General features: G+C 59.5%; 11 protein-coding genes. 6 read left to right on the top strand and 5 right to left on the bottom strand.

From position 1 onward, the window contains the following. Nucleotides 1-349: 349 nt before the first annotated feature. Nucleotides 350-2,230: a methyl-accepting chemotaxis protein gene (locus tag BM017_RS23235; protein ID WP_071489588.1), complete on the top strand. Its 1,881-nt coding sequence runs from the start codon at nt 350-352 to the stop codon at nt 2,228-2,230. Nucleotides 2,231-2,274: 44 nt separating this feature from the next. Here the strand turns inward: BM017_RS23235 and BM017_RS23230 are convergent, their stop codons facing one another. From BM017_RS23230 to BM017_RS23210, 5 genes are all read right to left on the bottom strand, one after another. Then, complete coding sequence (locus BM017_RS23230) at nt 2,275-2,733, bottom strand: SRPBCC family protein (protein WP_092248780.1); 459 nt, start codon at nt 2,731-2,733, stop codon at nt 2,275-2,277. Nucleotides 2,734-2,751: 18 nt separating this feature from the next. After that, complete coding sequence (locus tag BM017_RS23225) at nt 2,752-6,129, bottom strand: amino acid adenylation domain-containing protein (protein WP_092248777.1); 3,378 nt, start codon at nt 6,127-6,129, stop codon at nt 2,752-2,754. Next, nucleotides 6,126-7,073, bottom strand: coding sequence for a diiron oxygenase (locus tag BM017_RS23220; RefSeq protein WP_092248774.1), 948 nt, complete (start codon nt 7,071-7,073; stop codon nt 6,126-6,128). Before BM017_RS23220 ends, BM017_RS23225 begins: the two co-directional genes overlap by 4 nt. Then, nucleotides 7,070-7,828 carry a DUF3050 domain-containing protein gene (locus BM017_RS23215; protein WP_092248771.1) on the bottom strand — a complete coding sequence of 253 codons (759 nt, stop codon included), beginning with the start codon at nt 7,826-7,828 and terminating at the stop codon, nt 7,070-7,072. The genes BM017_RS23220 and BM017_RS23215 overlap by 4 nt, the downstream gene beginning before the upstream one ends. A 314-nt stretch (nt 7,829-8,142) precedes the next feature. After that, nucleotides 8,143-8,853: a GntR family transcriptional regulator gene (locus BM017_RS23210; RefSeq protein ID WP_071489593.1), complete on the bottom strand. Its 711-nt coding sequence runs from the start codon at nt 8,851-8,853 to the stop codon at nt 8,143-8,145. Nucleotides 8,854-9,220: 367 nt separating this feature from the next. On the opposite strand from BM017_RS23210, the gene BM017_RS23205 reads away from it, so the two are divergent. The 5 genes from BM017_RS23205 (at nt 9,221) to BM017_RS23185 (ending at nt 14,463) form a co-directional block, all read left to right on the top strand. Beyond that, complete coding sequence (locus tag BM017_RS23205) at nt 9,221-10,114, top strand: TauD/TfdA dioxygenase family protein (RefSeq protein WP_071489594.1); 894 nt, start codon at nt 9,221-9,223, stop codon at nt 10,112-10,114. Nucleotides 10,115-10,140: 26 nt separating this feature from the next. Beyond that, on the top strand, nt 10,141-10,992 hold the full coding sequence (locus tag BM017_RS23200; RefSeq protein ID WP_071489595.1) for an ABC transporter ATP-binding protein: 852 nt from the start codon (nt 10,141-10,143) through the stop codon (nt 10,990-10,992). A 12-nt stretch (nt 10,993-11,004) separates the two neighbouring features. Next, nucleotides 11,005-11,853: an ABC transporter permease gene (locus BM017_RS23195; protein WP_071489596.1), complete on the top strand. Its 849-nt coding sequence runs from the start codon at nt 11,005-11,007 to the stop codon at nt 11,851-11,853. A 51-nt stretch (nt 11,854-11,904) separates the two neighbouring features. After that, nucleotides 11,905-12,825 carry a LysR family transcriptional regulator gene (locus tag BM017_RS23190; protein ID WP_071489597.1) on the top strand — a complete coding sequence of 307 codons (921 nt, stop codon included), beginning with the start codon at nt 11,905-11,907 and terminating at the stop codon, nt 12,823-12,825. Between the two features lie 102 nt (nt 12,826-12,927). Next, nucleotides 12,928-14,463, top strand: a complete 1,536-nt coding sequence (locus tag BM017_RS23185; RefSeq protein ID WP_092248792.1) for an MFS transporter — start codon at nt 12,928-12,930, stop codon at nt 14,461-14,463. Nucleotides 14,464-14,475: the final 12 nt, after the last annotated feature.

Here is a 14,475-nt window from a genome sequence, read left to right as displayed (position 1 = left end):
AGTGAAACGATGCATCGCCGATGGTAGTGTGGGGTTTCCCCATGTGAGAGTAGGTCATCGTCAAGATTGAATTCCAAAACCCCTGTCTGCTAGCGCAGACAGGGGTTTTGTCGTTTGGGGCTATAAGTCGGCACAATTTTTAGTTTCCTCACACATGCCTACCGCTGGTCAGTTTCCTGCTTAAAAATCAGAAACGTCTCACAATTTTCTAAGCTTTACCGCGGCGTGGCCGAAAGCCTGACGAGCCATGCGTGCACCGAAATAGAGCGGCCCGAGAAGCTGCCTATACCGTTACATGGAATGTTCCGCTCGGCACGCTCACCCCCCTTTGGCAAAAGAAGTCGATGAAATGAATCTCAAGTTCAGTCATAAAATTCTGTTGGCCGCGTCAGGCGTCGTGGTTCTGGCCTTCGCGTTATTCACCCTCTACAACGACTACCTGCAGCGCAGCACGATCAAGCAGAACCTGGAGTCGTCCATCCAGCAATCCGGTGAACTCACTGCCAGCAGTGTGCAGAACTGGCTTAGTGGCCGAATATTGGTACTCGAAAGCCTTACGCAAAACGTTGCTCACCAAGGCAGTGGTGCCGACCTTCCTGGCCTGGTTGATCAGCCGGCGTTCACTGATAACTTCCAGTTCACCTATGTTGGCCAAACCAACGGCGTGTTTACCCAACGTCCTGACGCAAAAATGCCCGACGGCTACGACCCCCGTCAGCGCCCTTGGTACAAACAAGCCGTAGCTGCAGATAAACCCATGCTTACGCCACCCTATATGGCAGCGGTGGGTGGGCAGATCGTGACCATTGCCATGCCGGTGAAAAAGAACGGCGAGTTGCTCGGTGTGGTCGGCGGTGACCTGAGTCTGCAGACCCTGGTGAAGATCATCAACTCGGTGGATTTTGGCGGCATTGGCCATGCGTTCCTGGTCAGTGGTGACGGGCAAGTCATCGTCAGTCCCGATCAGGACCAGGTGATGAAAAACCTCAAGGACATCTACCCCGGCACCCAAGTGCGCATTGAGAAGGTCAGTCAGGACGTCGTTCTCAATGGCCAGGACCGAATCTTGTCATTCACCCCTATCAGCGGCTTGCCAGGCGCGGATTGGTATATCGGCCTGTCGATTGATAAAGACAAAGCCTACGCACCACTGGGCAAATTCCGGACATCTGCGTTGATTGCCATGTTGATCGCCGTGGTTGCGATTGCCGTGCTCCTGAGCTTGCTGATTCAAGTCTTGCTGCGACCCCTGACCACTATGGGCGTGGCGATGCAGGATATCGCCCAGGGTGAGGGTGACCTGACCCGTCGTCTGGCGGTCACCAGCAAGGACGAATTTGGCGAGGTCGGCAGTGCGTTCAATCAGTTCGTAGAGCGCATCCATGCTTCGATTTCGGAAGTGTCCTCGGCTACCCGCCAGGTGCATGACTTGTCCCAGCGTGTGATGGCCTCGTCCAATGCCTCAATCGTCGGTTCCGACGAGCAAAGCGCGCGCACTAACAGCGTCGCCGCAGCGATCAATGAACTGGGTGCCGCCACCCAGGAAATCGCGCGCAACGCCGCCGATGCGTCACAACACGCCAGTGGTGCCAGCGAGCAGGCCGACGATGGCCGCAAAGTGGTCGAGCAGACCATCCTTGCCATGTCTGAGTTGTCGCAAAAGATCAGCTTGTCCTGCACCCAGATCGAGACCCTGAACGCCAGCACCGACAACATCGGTCACATCCTTGATGTGATCAAAGGCATCTCCCAGCAAACCAATTTGCTGGCGCTTAACGCTGCCATCGAGGCCGCCCGTGCAGGTGAGGCCGGGCGAGGCTTTGCAGTGGTCGCCGACGAGGTGCGTAACCTGGCTCACCGCACCCAGGAGTCGGCCGAGGAGATCCACAAAATGATCACTTCGCTGCAAGTAGGCTCGCGCGAAGCGGTCACCACCATGAACGCCAGCCAGGCCTCCAGCGAAGAAAGCGTAGAAGTCGCGAACCAGGCTGGTGAGCGCCTGGTAAGTGTGACGCAGCGGATCGTTGAGATCGACGGCATGAACCAGTCCGTCGCCGCAGCTACTGAAGAACAGACGGCCGTGGTGGAAACCCTCAATGTGGACATCAATCAGATCAACTTGCTGAACCAGCAGGGCGTGGCGAATCTCAATGAAACCCTGAAGGATTGCGATGCCCTGTCGCAGCAGGCCAATCGTTTGAAGCAATTGGTCGATAGCTTCAAGATATGACCCGCTGATTCAACGGCGGGGGCGCATCGAGTCGCTCCTGCCGTTTAGCTGAGCATTCGACGGACATTGTCCAGGGCGCTGCTGGCAAAGCCTTGCACAAACTGTTCGAACCCCTCGTTCGCCTCCTCTGTGGGCTCTGCAATAATTGTCCACATCACCTTGGCGCGCTCCGCTTCAATTGCTTCCACTTGGATCGCCGCCCATAGTCTGGCCACACCCAGGGTGTTGTAGATCGTGGTCCAGGTCATGTGCATAGCCTGCTCGTCCCGGCTATTGAGTTGCTCCACTACACAATTGCCATCGCGGAAGAATTTTGTCCGCAAGGCGCCCACGCCTGAGCCCATCATTTCGATATGGCTCAAGTCCGGAATGAACATATCGAAGCCGGCAAATCGTCCCACCATGTCCCACAGGCGAGAGGCGGAGCAGTTGACCACAACGGACGCCACTATCGGCAGGCCACTCGGGTTGCGGATTAATGTATCGGGTTGCAGCAGTTTCATGAGGTTGTCCTGGGGTATTCAAAGAAAGCCGATGGCCTTGAGGTAACTGCAGCCTTTGCTCAACAGTGCCGTGTCCTTTGCGGGGTAGTGTTCACCCATCTGCTGGACACCTATTCGCGCGTTGTCATAACGAATCATTGAAGTGTCCCCGATGTCTTCGTCGAGGCGGTCGAGGTAAAAACCGAGCACGCCAAACAGTGCGTTGTCCTGGCTTACCGTTCGCAGCGCCTGCTGCCATTGCGCTATGCCCACTCGCTTGAAGCGATGGCCCGCCCGACTGAACGCATCCAGGTAGTGCGCCCAGCTCAACGGTTGTGGGTTATGCAGGTTGAACACACTCCGGCTGGCGTGAAAGCGGGTGCAGTGGAATGCAATGAAGCGAGCCAGAAAGTCCACCGGCATCAGGTCGAAGTTCAGCGCCAGCCGGGGCAGCAGGCCCAGTTGCAGTGACCCCTTGAGCATCAGCATCAGGCGATTTTTTTGCGGCTGGCACGCGCCGTTTCGGCTGTTGAAGCTGATATTGCCTGGACGATGGATATTCACCCAGGCACCGCGCGCCACCGCATGCCCCAACTGTCGCTCCGCAACCCATTTGGACAGGTTGTAGCCATTCTTGATGTACAGCGGCAGCGTGGTAGAGGCGGGTGCTTCGAGGACATAGCCCTGCGAGTCGACACTGCTTGAGGCCGACAGTGTCGAGACAAAGTTGAAGACTTTCTTGCGGTGGGTTTCACACAAGCGCAGGCATTCGCGTATGGGGTCAACGTTGTCCCGCGTCAGTGACGCATAGTCCATCACGTGATTGACCCGCGCCGCGTTATGGACCAGCACGCCGAAGTCTCTGGCGAGAGACTCATGCACAGCGTCAGCCAGGCCCAATCGAGGTTGGCTGATATCGGCCGCATATACCTTCACTCGGCTCAGGTCCACATGCTCCAGGCGGTATTCATGTAACGCCTGGATGAGTCGTGACATTGGCGACCGCCCCGGTTCCTCACGTACCAGGCACGCCACCTCGGCTGCACCAGCGGCCAGTAATGCTTCGACGATATGGACACCCACAAAACTGTTGGCTCCGGTCACGATCACTTTGTGCGGATCACCTGCACGGTCCTCGGGCAACGTGTCGAGCACCCACTCCGATTGAGCATCACGGGCGGCCCGGCCGGATCCTGCATCGGGTCGTTCACCGTTCTCCACCAGCGTTGCGAGCGTACGAATCGTCGGCACTTCAATAAAGTGACTCAACACAAAGCTACGGCCGAATTGCTCGCGAACACGCAGCAGCAAGGTCGATAGCAAAATCGAATGCCCGCCGAGATCAAAGAAGCTCTGGTCAATAGACAGATTACCTGCGGGCACTGCCAGCAGCTCGCTCCACAAGCGGGACAACCGAACGTGAAGCGGACTTTTCGCGGCACTGCCGTCTGCTTGCAACGCAGACCGAATCGGCAGTGCCAGCAATGCCGGCCGGTCGACTTTCCCATTGACGGAGCACGGCAGGTGGGGCAACACCTCCCAGAAGCCCGGCTGCATGTAGTCTGGCAGCCATTGTCGTGCATGGTGCTTCAGGGCGGCCACGCTCGCGTCTGGTTCAGGCTGGGCGATGTAGCTGCGGATCCTGCTGTCCCGGTCGATTACTACCGCCACCTGGCGATACAGCCGACTATTGCGCAGGCATTGTTCAATCTCCTGCGGCTCGACCCGAAACCCGCGGATTTTCACTTGGTCATCACGCCGTCCACCCAGCACGATCCCGTCGGCGGTCCATCGTGCCAGGTCGCCACTGCGGTAGGCCCGCAGTGGCTGACTCCCTGGTACCGCCAGTTCCACGAAAGGACTGGCAGACGGTTGCGACGTGCCCACATACCCCAAGCTGACTCCGGGGCCGACGATGTACACCTCACCCATCACCTCTTCATCCACCGGTTGCAGAGTGTCATCGAGGATCAGCACCTGGCTGTTGGCGATGGGGTAGCCGAGGTTGCGGTTGCAGTCACCGGGGAGCAGTGTCCGATGGGTGGCCAGCACCGTGGTCTCCGTGGGCCCGTACAGGTTGTGAAACCGGCACTGCCCTGCCAGGCGTTCGATGACATGGGGTTCGCACACATCGCCGCCGGTCAGCAGGTGCGTCAGGCCCAATGGTTGATCAAGCGGCAGGATGCTCAACAGCGCAGGCGGCAAAAAGGCATGGGTGACGCGTTGCTGGTGGAGCAGATCCAACAGTTGCTCAGGGGCGTGCCGTTGCTCGGCGCTGGGGACGATCAACTCGGCACCCGCTATCAGGGCGGGGAAAATATCGATCAGCGATGAGTCGAAGCTCAATGGTGAGAACTGCAAGACACGGCTCTGGTCATCCACGTTCATACAGGACCTGAACCAGGCCGTGAAATGCGCCAGGTTTGCCTGGCTGAGCAGCACGCCCTTGGGTTGGCCTGTGGTGCCAGACGTAAAGAGCGTCATGCAGGGCGAATCGGGGTGGGGGCGAGCTGGCATCAGCGCAAGCGTGAGGTCGACATGCCTGAGGTCGAGACGGGTGACATCCAGTGCAGTGAAGTGCGCTCGCAAAGGATGTTGACCGGCGTCCAGCAACACATGCGCCCCTGCGGTCTCGAGCATGACTTGATGGCGTTGTGGCGGGTGGTCCGGGCCCAGCGGTAGATACACCGCTCCACAGCCGAGCACCGCAAGGATACTCGCGTACAACTCGATGGATTTTTCCAGGCACACGCCAACCACGGGGGGCGCCTGCGTATTGCCCAGCATGGGGTGTAACTGTTGCTGGATCGTGAGGGCCTGGACGTGCAGCTCGCGGTAAGTCACTACACTACCGGCGATCCTCAGCGCCGGTCGATCAGCGGACCTATGGAGGCTGGCCTGCACGCGTTCAATCAAGGGCACCTGAGCTTCGCGCAGTACAGCGAGGTCTTCGGTGCGGTTGAATCGATGGACAAACGCCAGCGCGTCAAGCGCATCCAAACCCTGCTCTGGCCAGTCATTGGCAACCGCACTCACGGAGAAATATCCAGGGTCCCGTGAGAAACGACTGACGTGCAGCGCGACCCATTCCACCAATGCGTGGCTCACTTGCTGGCGTAACCGTTGCCCGTTGCCCGTTGGTTCGTCGGCGATGTCCAGGACTCCCGACAAGCTCCGGCTGGCTCCATAGGCGCGCAACTGCAGCGCGGGCAGTCCGCAGTCGGGTACCGGGCCAACGCCCAGGCGCAGGCTCAACGCTGGGGTTGGGTCTGTCGGGTCCCGCAGCGGCTGACGTCCGTCGTCTATCCACAGGTCGACGCCTTCGTCGCTCGAGACATGCCCATGCTGTTCCAGCTCCCGTCTGATGGCGTCCAAGGCACTGCTGGCACCGGAAAATCCGATTGTCAGGCGCTTCATGTCGCGCCCCCGGGCATCGGCAAATAGTCTTTCAACGCGTGCACCACGCTCGGTGTCTGCAGCAAACCGCTGTGTTGCAGGAAGTCAAGGATATTGCTCAACAACGGGTGCCGGCGGGTGATGGGGAAGGTGAGCGCGGCGATTTCATTGCGCAACGCGTTGCGCAGGCTGGCGTCGATGTCGAGGTGTTCGATCAAGTGAAGGTCAAAGTCTTTTTGCAGATCGTTCGTCAGGTACTGAGCCAGGAACGTCGGCAGTACCTTGGCAATACTGTCGCGATCGTCCGCGTTCGCGGCTTGCCAATACATGCGTACGAGTCGCGTCCAGAAGTGCGCGTGGCGGCCTTCATCAAACAGGTGGTCGGCCATCAAGCCACGGATGGAGGCTTTGACACTGCTGTCCTTGGAGAATGCTGCTACATCATGGGTCACCGTGTTTTCGGCGATGGCCACGGCAATCAGTTCTACTGCATCGTGCAGATGGGCTGGCGCCTGGGCTTGTGCTGTCGGCAGTGCGCGGGTCAATTCGATTTGCCTGGGTAGCTCCAACGGCTGTATGCCGGTCAGGGCCACGGTTTGCTGCAGGAAATCCAGTGCGACCAGCGCGTGGTAGTCCTCGTCCACGACGACTGTCATTGCATCAACGCGGCACGCCAGCGGGAAGGGGATCGAGAAGCGGTTCTTGGCGATGCTGCGCGCAGTCTTGTCGACGATCTCCGTCTCGAATATCACCACGTCGTTGATGAACTTGTAGAAGCTCTGCACCAGCACGAAATCGCGCCATTGCGGGCAGTGTTCAAGAAAAGTCGCACTGAGCACCAACGGTTGGCGGCACAGTGGGTAGATCAGCTTGTCATCGTTTTCCAGCAAACGGCGAGGGCGTGTACGGATGGTTGCACGGCGCTCCCAGTCGTCGGCGATGGATGGGTAGTCGCCGGTGTTCATGGGCGCACCTCTTGCAACGAGCCCTGAACCTCATCCCAGAACGCGATGCGGTTTTCCATGGCGGTAAGGGCTGCGTCATGGGCCTGCTGCGCGTGCGCCGGGTCTGCGCTGGCGAGCCGTTCGAGCAACCGCTCGGCGGCCGGCCCATGCTCCTGGGCGTCCATCTCAATGTGACGCTTGAGGTAGGCGCACAAGGTAGGCGCCTGGTGGTGGAGGCGTTGATCGGATTGCAGGATGCGCTCGAACATTATCGGGATGACATGCTCGCGTCCGTACAGGAATGTTGCAGCCACACAATGGGTGGGAGCGCTCAGCGCAAGGTTCAAGGTGTCGCTGACAAAGCGCGCCACGCCAGGAAGAACCTCGACTTCCTGTAAGGCAGCATGTGCTTCCAGGCCTTGGCGTTGCAGCGTAATAAAGCGGTTGATAGACGTGGTGCTGGCGCCCACTTCGGCCATGGCCTCCAGATAGAGTTCGAAGTGGCTGCAATAGCCTTGCGCGGGATGTTCGTCCGACTCCTCGCCCAATACGATCTCATTGATCAGACGTGCGGCCAGCGGGTCTGTCGGTGGCAGCCAGGGCAGGCGTGTACAGGTCAGATCCTGTTGCAGGCGTTTGGCGAGGGTCATGAAGTCCCAGACTGCAAATACATGGCTCTCCATGAAAAGTTGTAACTTCCGTAAGGAAGTTATTTCTGAAAATAACGAATGACTGCATAACTGCAGTTTTGCTGTTTCAAGTAACGGTTGATGCATGGTTGATGCCTATAAGTTGTCGCGTCTGCTGTGTAAACAGCGATGAGTTCTTTATGGTTGGCAGGGGGAAGTCGTTGTTAAACGGCTGCTGGCGTGCAGGGTCGCTAAATATGACGAGTGCCGGGGTTGTTAATAAATATAATAAGCGGGTTAAACAAGTTGGCGAACATACAAATATGTTAGAAGTTTTTCTAAATAATATTTATGTAAGTTGGCGTCTTGGTTGTAAGTGGGAAGTTTCTTCGGGGCGAGGCGCTCACCGTCAGTCAGGATGCCCCGCCACAGGGAAGGTCGGGGCAAGAGGGCCGTGTGCCTTACTGCGTATCTTTCTTGCCTTGGGCATCCAGACCATTGAGGTACGCTGTGATCACTTCCATGCCTCGCATCAAGTGATTGCGCAGCGTCAGGATGCTTTCCTGGGTTTTCTTCCGCGCCACCAGGTTCAGCAGTTCGCGGTGGTCTTCCTGGGACGTCTCGCCCAGCCCCATGGCCTCAAGGTTATAACGCAGGAAACGCTCCTCTTCGTTCAACCCATGCTCCACCAATTTGAGTAGCCTTTGGTTCGGGGCTTTGCCATAGAGGGCCATGTGAAACAGTCGATTGAGGCGGCCCATTTCGGCATAGTCTTTTTCCTGCTCAAGAGCACAAATAATGGCGTCCGCCTCGGCAATATCGGCCTCGGTGAGCAAAGGAATCGACAAGCGCAGCGCCTCAGATTCCAGGAGCATCCGCAGTTCATAGGTCTCGGCCGAGTTGTCCTCGATCAAGGGGGCAACCACGGCGCCTTTGTGCGTTACCACATGCAGCAGTGATTGGGCTTCCAGCTGGCGCAAGGCTTCCCTCACCGGCATGCGGCTGACTCCGAACAGGCTGGCCAGTTCCTGTTGACGCATAGCGGTACCGCAGGGCAATCGACCATCCAGGATGGCGTTGCGCAAGGTTTCTTCAATCACGGAACGAGCAAGATGCGCGGGAATAGGACCGCTTATCTTGATGCTGTTCAAAGGGTTCGGCTTCTGCGTCACGGTTACGCTATCCTCCTTTTTCTAATTGGGTAGCTAATTGGATCCAATGCACACTAGAGACTGCCCATGAGCTTGTCAAACGGGCACGGTTTCGGCTTGTAAGCGGTTCAACACCATGCTCTCAGCGCCCACAGCCGGCATTTATGGCTTCTTACGCAACCAGGTTCATTGAGCCTGTTCCAGCAGCCACCAATGGCAAGACCGCCGGCGATGTACTCAAAACACTTTGCCGTTGCAATTTATTTCCCAGGTGCCAGAGGGATGAGTTCTCACGGTACTTTCCTGCATATGGATATTCATTAACGGTATTTAAATTGAAGTTCTTATATCTATAAAGTCGCTCTCCTGACTGACCGGGAGTGACCTCATGTCCGCCACCTCTACTGTTCCAACAGCGACCGCCACCGCCCAAACCTTCGAGATTCTTCCTTTTTCCGGCAGTGTCGGCGCCGAGATCATCGGCCTGGACCTGTCGCGTCCGGTCAACGATCAGGATTTCACCCGCATCCATCGAGCGCACCTGGACCACCACGTCGTGGTGTTTCGCGACCAACGCATCACCCCCGAACAACAGATTGCCTTCAGTCGCCGCTTCGGTGTGCTGCAGATCCACGTGCTCAAACAGTTCCTGCTGGCCAACCACCCGGAAATCCTGATCGTCTCCAACATCATCGAAAACGGCCAATCCATTGGCCTGGGAGATGCGGGAAAATTCTGGCATTCGGACCTGTCTTACAAAGAGCTGCCGAGCCTGGGCTCGATGCTGCACGCCCAGGAACTGCCGTCTGAAGGTGGCGATACCCTGTTCGCCGACATGCACAAAGCCTGGGACCAGTTGCCCGAGCACCTGCGTAAAGCCGTCGAGGGCCGCAGCGCCGCGCATTCCTACACCGCGCGTTACAGCGAGACCAAATTCGAAGGTAACTGGCGCCCCACGCTGACCCCAGAGCAGCTCGCCCAGGTCGCGGAAGTCGTGCACCCCATCGTGCGCACCCACCCGGAAAACGGCCGCAAGGCGCTGTTCGTCAGTGAAGGGTTCACTACCCGCATCGTCGGCCTGCCGGAAGACGAAAGCCGTGACCTGCTGGCCCAGCTCTACGCCCATAGCGTGTTGCCACACAACATCTATCGCCACCAATGGCAGCCCCACGACCTGGTGTTCTGGGACAACCGCTCGCTGATCCACCTGGCCGCCGGCTGCCCAAGCCACCTGCGCCGCAAGCTGTTTCGCACCACCATCCAGGGCGATGCGCCTTTCTGATCCCCATTTGCGCCAAGTGAGATGAAATGAACATGCCCCTGCAAGGCCACGCGGCCAGCACTCTGAACACGGCGCAGCCGCTGCTGGCGGTGGATAACGTCAGCCTGGAATATCGCACGCCCGAGCGGGTGGTGCGGGCCACCCACCAAGTGAGTTTCGAGATCGACCCGGCCGACCGCTACGTGCTGCTCGGCCCGTCGGGCTGTGGCAAATCCACCTTACTCAAGTCCATCGCCGGGTTTATCAAACCCTGCGAAGGCGAGATCCGCCTGTTGGGGCAAAAGGTCGAGCAACCCGGCCCGGATCGCATCGTGGTGTTCCAGGAGTTCGACCAGTTGCCGCCGTGGAAAACCGTCAAGCAGAACGTGATGTTCCCGCTGTTGGCCTCGAAGACCTTGAAGCGCGCCGAAGCTGAAGAGCGCGCGCTGCACTACCTCGACAAAGTCGGCCTCAGCGCCTTTGCCGATGCCTATCCACATACCCTTTCCGGCGGCATGAAAGCCCGCGTCGCCATCGCCCGCGCCCTGGCCATGCAGCCGAAAATCCTGCTGATGGACGAGCCCTTCGCCGCCCTCGACGCCCTGACCCGACGCAAAATGCAGGAAGAGTTGCTGCTGCTCTGGGAAGAGGTGCGCTTTACCCTGCTGTTCGTCACCCACTCCATCGAAGAAGCGCTGGTGGTGGGCAATCGCATCCTGTTGCTGTCGCCTCATCCCGGGCGCGTACGTGCGGAAGTCCACAGCCATCAATACGACCTGCACAGCCTTGGGGGCGTGGCGTTCCAGGCATCGGCGCGGCGCATTCATCGCCTGCTGTTCGATGAAGCACCCGAGGCCGAACGTGAGTTGGGTTTCGCCGATATCCGCATCGCTTACTGAAGGGTCAACCCAATGCGCGAGGAATTTGAAATCACCCTGGAACCGCTGCTCAGCGTCCCTGTGGAACGCGAGTTGCCCCTGCGACAGCGCCTGTGGCAACAAGGCTGGCTGCGCAAGGGCCTGATCCTGATTGTGCTCGCCATCCTTTGGGAAGCCGTTGCACGCTACCAGGACAACGACCTACTGTTGCCGAGTTTCTTGCAGACTTTTCATGCGCTGTACGACGGCCTGCTCAGTGGTGAATTGCTCAGCAAAGTCAGCATCTCGCTGGCCGTGCTGATCAAAGGCTACCTGATCGGCATCGTGCTGGCGTTCGCCCTGACCACCCTGGCGGTGTCGACCCAACTGGGACGCGACTTGCTGAGTACCCTGACCTCGATGTTCAACCCGTTGCCGGCGATTGCGTTGCTGCCGCTGGCGCTGCTGTGGTTCGGCCTGGGGCAGAACAGCTTGATTTTTGTGTTGGTGCATTCCGTGTTGTGGGCGCTGGCACTCAATACTTACTCGGGGTTCCTCGGCGTGTCCGAAACCCTGCGCATGGCCGGTCGCAACTATGGCCTCAAGGGCATGCGTTTTGTGCTGTTCATCCTGATCCCGGCGGCGCTGCCGTCGATCCTCGCGGGCCTGAAGATCGGTTGGGCATTTGCCTGGCGCACCCTGATCGCCGCCGAGTTGGTATTCGGTGCCACGAGCGGCAAGGGTGGCCTGGGGTGGTACATCTTCCAGAACCGCAACGAGCTGTACACCGACAAGGTGTTCGCCGGACTGGCGGTGGTGATCCTGATCGGACTGTTGGTGGAGAACCTGGTGTTCGACACATTCGAGCGCTTGACCGTGAAACGCTGGGGCATGCAACGTTGAATACGCTACGATTGCGTCAAATTCACGCGCCACCGATCACGAGTGCCTGGCATGCAACTACCGGACATGAACCTGCTGGTCGCCCTCGACGCCCTGCTCGACGAGGGCAGCGTGGTCGGTGCCGCGCGCCGCATGAACCTCAGCCCGGCGGCCATGAGCCGCACGCTCACGCGTATCCGCGAAGCCGTGGGCGACCCGATCCTGGTGCGCGCCGGTCGTGGCCTGGTGCCCACGCCCAAGGCCCTGCAGTTGCAAGGCCAGGTGCGCAATGTGGTGGAGCAGGCGGCGCTGCTGTTCCGCTCGGCGGACCAGGTGGACCTGAGCACCCTGCGTCGCCGCTTCAGCGTGCGTGCCAATGACTTTTTCATCGGTGTGTATGGCGGGCGCCTGTTCGACACCATGGAGCGCATGGCCCCCCTGTGCGAACTGTGCTTCGTGCCCGAAGGCGACACCGACGACGAGGCGCTGCGCGAAGGTCGCCTGGATCTGCGGGTGAGCAACACCATGCCCGCCAGCCCTGAAGTGAAGGTGCAGAACCTGTTCTCCACTACCTTCGTTGGCCTGGCGCGGGAGGACCATCCGTTGTTCGATGAGGAAATCACCGCTGCACGTTTCGCCAGCTATTCCCATATCAGCATCTCGCGGCGCGGTATTGCGCGCGGGCCGATCGATACCGCACTGAACGCCCAGGGCCTGGAACGACGCGTGGCGATGATCGCTCCGGGCTTTCACGGTGCAATGTTCATGCTGCCCGATTCCGATTTGCTGTTGCCGGTGCCCAAGGAAGCGCTGCTGAGCGCCACGCGCCTGAAACTGCCACTGCGCGCCTTCGCCTTGCCGATCTCGTTGCCGACCCTGGTATTGGCCCAGTCCTGGCACCCGCGCTTCGACAAGGACCCCGCCCACAAATGGCTGCGTGAAACCATGCGCGAGAGCTGTCACGCCACGTGGCTCGAAGCCCAGCCCGCCTGACAATTGCGTTTGGCGCACTTATATCCTGCCAACAAGTAACTTTTTGTCATGTGTGTGCCTGATTAAACTGCTCGGGTATTGATCATTCCGAGTTACCTGTTCATGACTTCCCTCGCTGCCCCCACCCTTGCGGCCGCAGCCAAACCCACTGCCATGACCCCGCCCGTATTCGGCCCGCGCATCATCATCGGCCTGGTCGGGGTGTTGCTGGCGGTGCTGGTCTCCGGTCTCAACGAGATGGTCACCAAAGTGGCTCTCGCGGATATCCGTGGCGCGCTGTACATCGGGTTTGACGAAGGCACCTGGCTGGTCGCGGCCTACACCGCCACTTCCGTGGCGGCCATGGCCTTTGCGCCTTGGTGTTCGGTAACGTTTTCCCTGCGTCGCTTCACCTTGTATGCCATCGGGTTGTTCACGGTGCTCGGCATCCTGTGCCCGTTCGCGCCGAACTACGAAAGCCTGCTGGTTTTGCGTACCGTGCAAGGCCTGGCCGGCGGCGCGTTGCCGCCGATGCTGATGACCGTGGCCCTGCGTTTCCTGCCGGCCAACGTCAAGCTGTACGGCCTGGCCGGCTACGCACTCACCGCCACCTTCGGCCCAAGCCTCGGCACACCGCTGGCGGCCCTGTGGACCGAGTACGTCGGCTGGCAGTGGGCGTTCTGGCAAATCGTCGCGCCGTGCCTGCTGGCCATGGCCGCCGTGGCCTACGGCCTGCCGCAAGACCCACTGCGTCTGGAGCGCTTCAAGCAGTTCAACTGGCGCGGCCTGCTGCTGGGCTTCCCGGCGATTTGCATGCTGGTGATCGGCATTCTGCAAGGCAACCGCCTGGATTGGTTCGAGTCGGGCCTGATCACCTTCCTGCTGTGTGGCGGGGGGGTGTTGCTGGTGCTGTTCATGCTGAACGAATGGTCGCAGCCCATTCCCTTCTTCAAGCTGCAGATGCTCGGCCTGCGCAACCTGGCGTTCGCCCTGATTGTGCTGGCGGGCGTGCTGATGGTGTTGACCTCGGTGATCATCATCCCGTCGAGTTTTCTCGCCCAGGTGCAGGGTTACCGTCCACTGCAAACCGCGCCGGTGATGCTGCTGATGGCGATCCCGCAGTTGATCGCGCTGCCGCTGGTGGCGGCGTTGTGCAACTTGCGCTGGGTCGATTGCCGCTGGGTGCTGGGGATCGGCCTGGGCATGCTGGTGCTGTGCTGCGTGGGCAGTGCGCATCTGACGTCAGCGTGGATTCGCGACGACTTCTACGGATTGTACCTGCTGCAAATCTTCGGGCAACCGATGGCCGTGCTGCCGCTGCTGATGCTCTCCACCGGCAGCATCCAGCCCATGGACGGGCCGTTTGCTTCGGCCTGGTTCAACACCATCAAGGGCCTGGCCGCCGTGATCGCCACCGGCGTGCTCGATACCTTGACCACCCAGCGCCTGCACTTCCACTCGACCATGTTGGTCGATCGTCTGGGCAATTCGCCCCTGGCCGACGGCGATGCGCCGGGCCTGGCGCACCGCCTGCATGAGCAGGCCGTGGTGCTGACTTCTTCGGATTTGTACTACGCCATGGCCGCGGTCGCGGTGGCGTTGATCCTGCTGATTTTCTGGATGCCCACGCGGATTTTTCCGCCGCGCGCACCGACTTGATTGAAAGGACTG

Origin of the sequence: Pseudomonas sp. NFPP04, from assembly GCF_900113815.1 — a bacterium.
Taxonomy (GTDB): Bacteria; Pseudomonadota; Gammaproteobacteria; order Pseudomonadales; family Pseudomonadaceae; genus Aquipseudomonas; species Aquipseudomonas extremorientalis.
Note: the sequence above shows the minus strand (reverse complement) of the source record. Positions and strands in the feature narration are given on the sequence as shown.

Excerpts from the sequence above, each read along its gene's own strand:
- BM017_RS23200 (WP_071489595.1), top strand. The coding sequence starts at position 10,141 with ATGAACATGCCCCTGCAAGGCCACGCGGCCAGCACTCTGAACACGGCG.
- BM017_RS23235 (WP_071489588.1), top strand. The coding sequence starts at position 350 with ATGAATCTCAAGTTCAGTCATAAAATTCTGTTGGCCGCGTCAGGCGTC.
- BM017_RS23190 (WP_071489597.1), top strand. The coding sequence starts at position 11,905 with ATGCAACTACCGGACATGAACCTGCTGGTCGCCCTCGACGCCCTGCTC.
- BM017_RS23185 (WP_092248792.1), top strand. The coding sequence starts at position 12,928 with ATGACTTCCCTCGCTGCCCCCACCCTTGCGGCCGCAGCCAAACCCACT.
- BM017_RS23195 (WP_071489596.1), top strand. The coding sequence starts at position 11,005 with ATGCGCGAGGAATTTGAAATCACCCTGGAACCGCTGCTCAGCGTCCCT.
- BM017_RS23225 (WP_092248777.1), bottom strand. The coding sequence starts at position 6,129 with ATGAAGCGCCTGACAATCGGATTTTCCGGTGCCAGCAGTGCCTTGGAC.
- BM017_RS23215 (WP_092248771.1), bottom strand. The coding sequence starts at position 7,828 with ATGCATCAACCGTTACTTGAAACAGCAAAACTGCAGTTATGCAGTCAT.
- BM017_RS23230 (WP_092248780.1), bottom strand. The coding sequence starts at position 2,733 with ATGAAACTGCTGCAACCCGATACATTAATCCGCAACCCGAGTGGCCTG.
- BM017_RS23205 (WP_071489594.1), top strand. The coding sequence starts at position 9,221 with ATGTCCGCCACCTCTACTGTTCCAACAGCGACCGCCACCGCCCAAACC.
- BM017_RS23220 (WP_092248774.1), bottom strand. The coding sequence starts at position 7,073 with ATGAACACCGGCGACTACCCATCCATCGCCGACGACTGGGAGCGCCGT.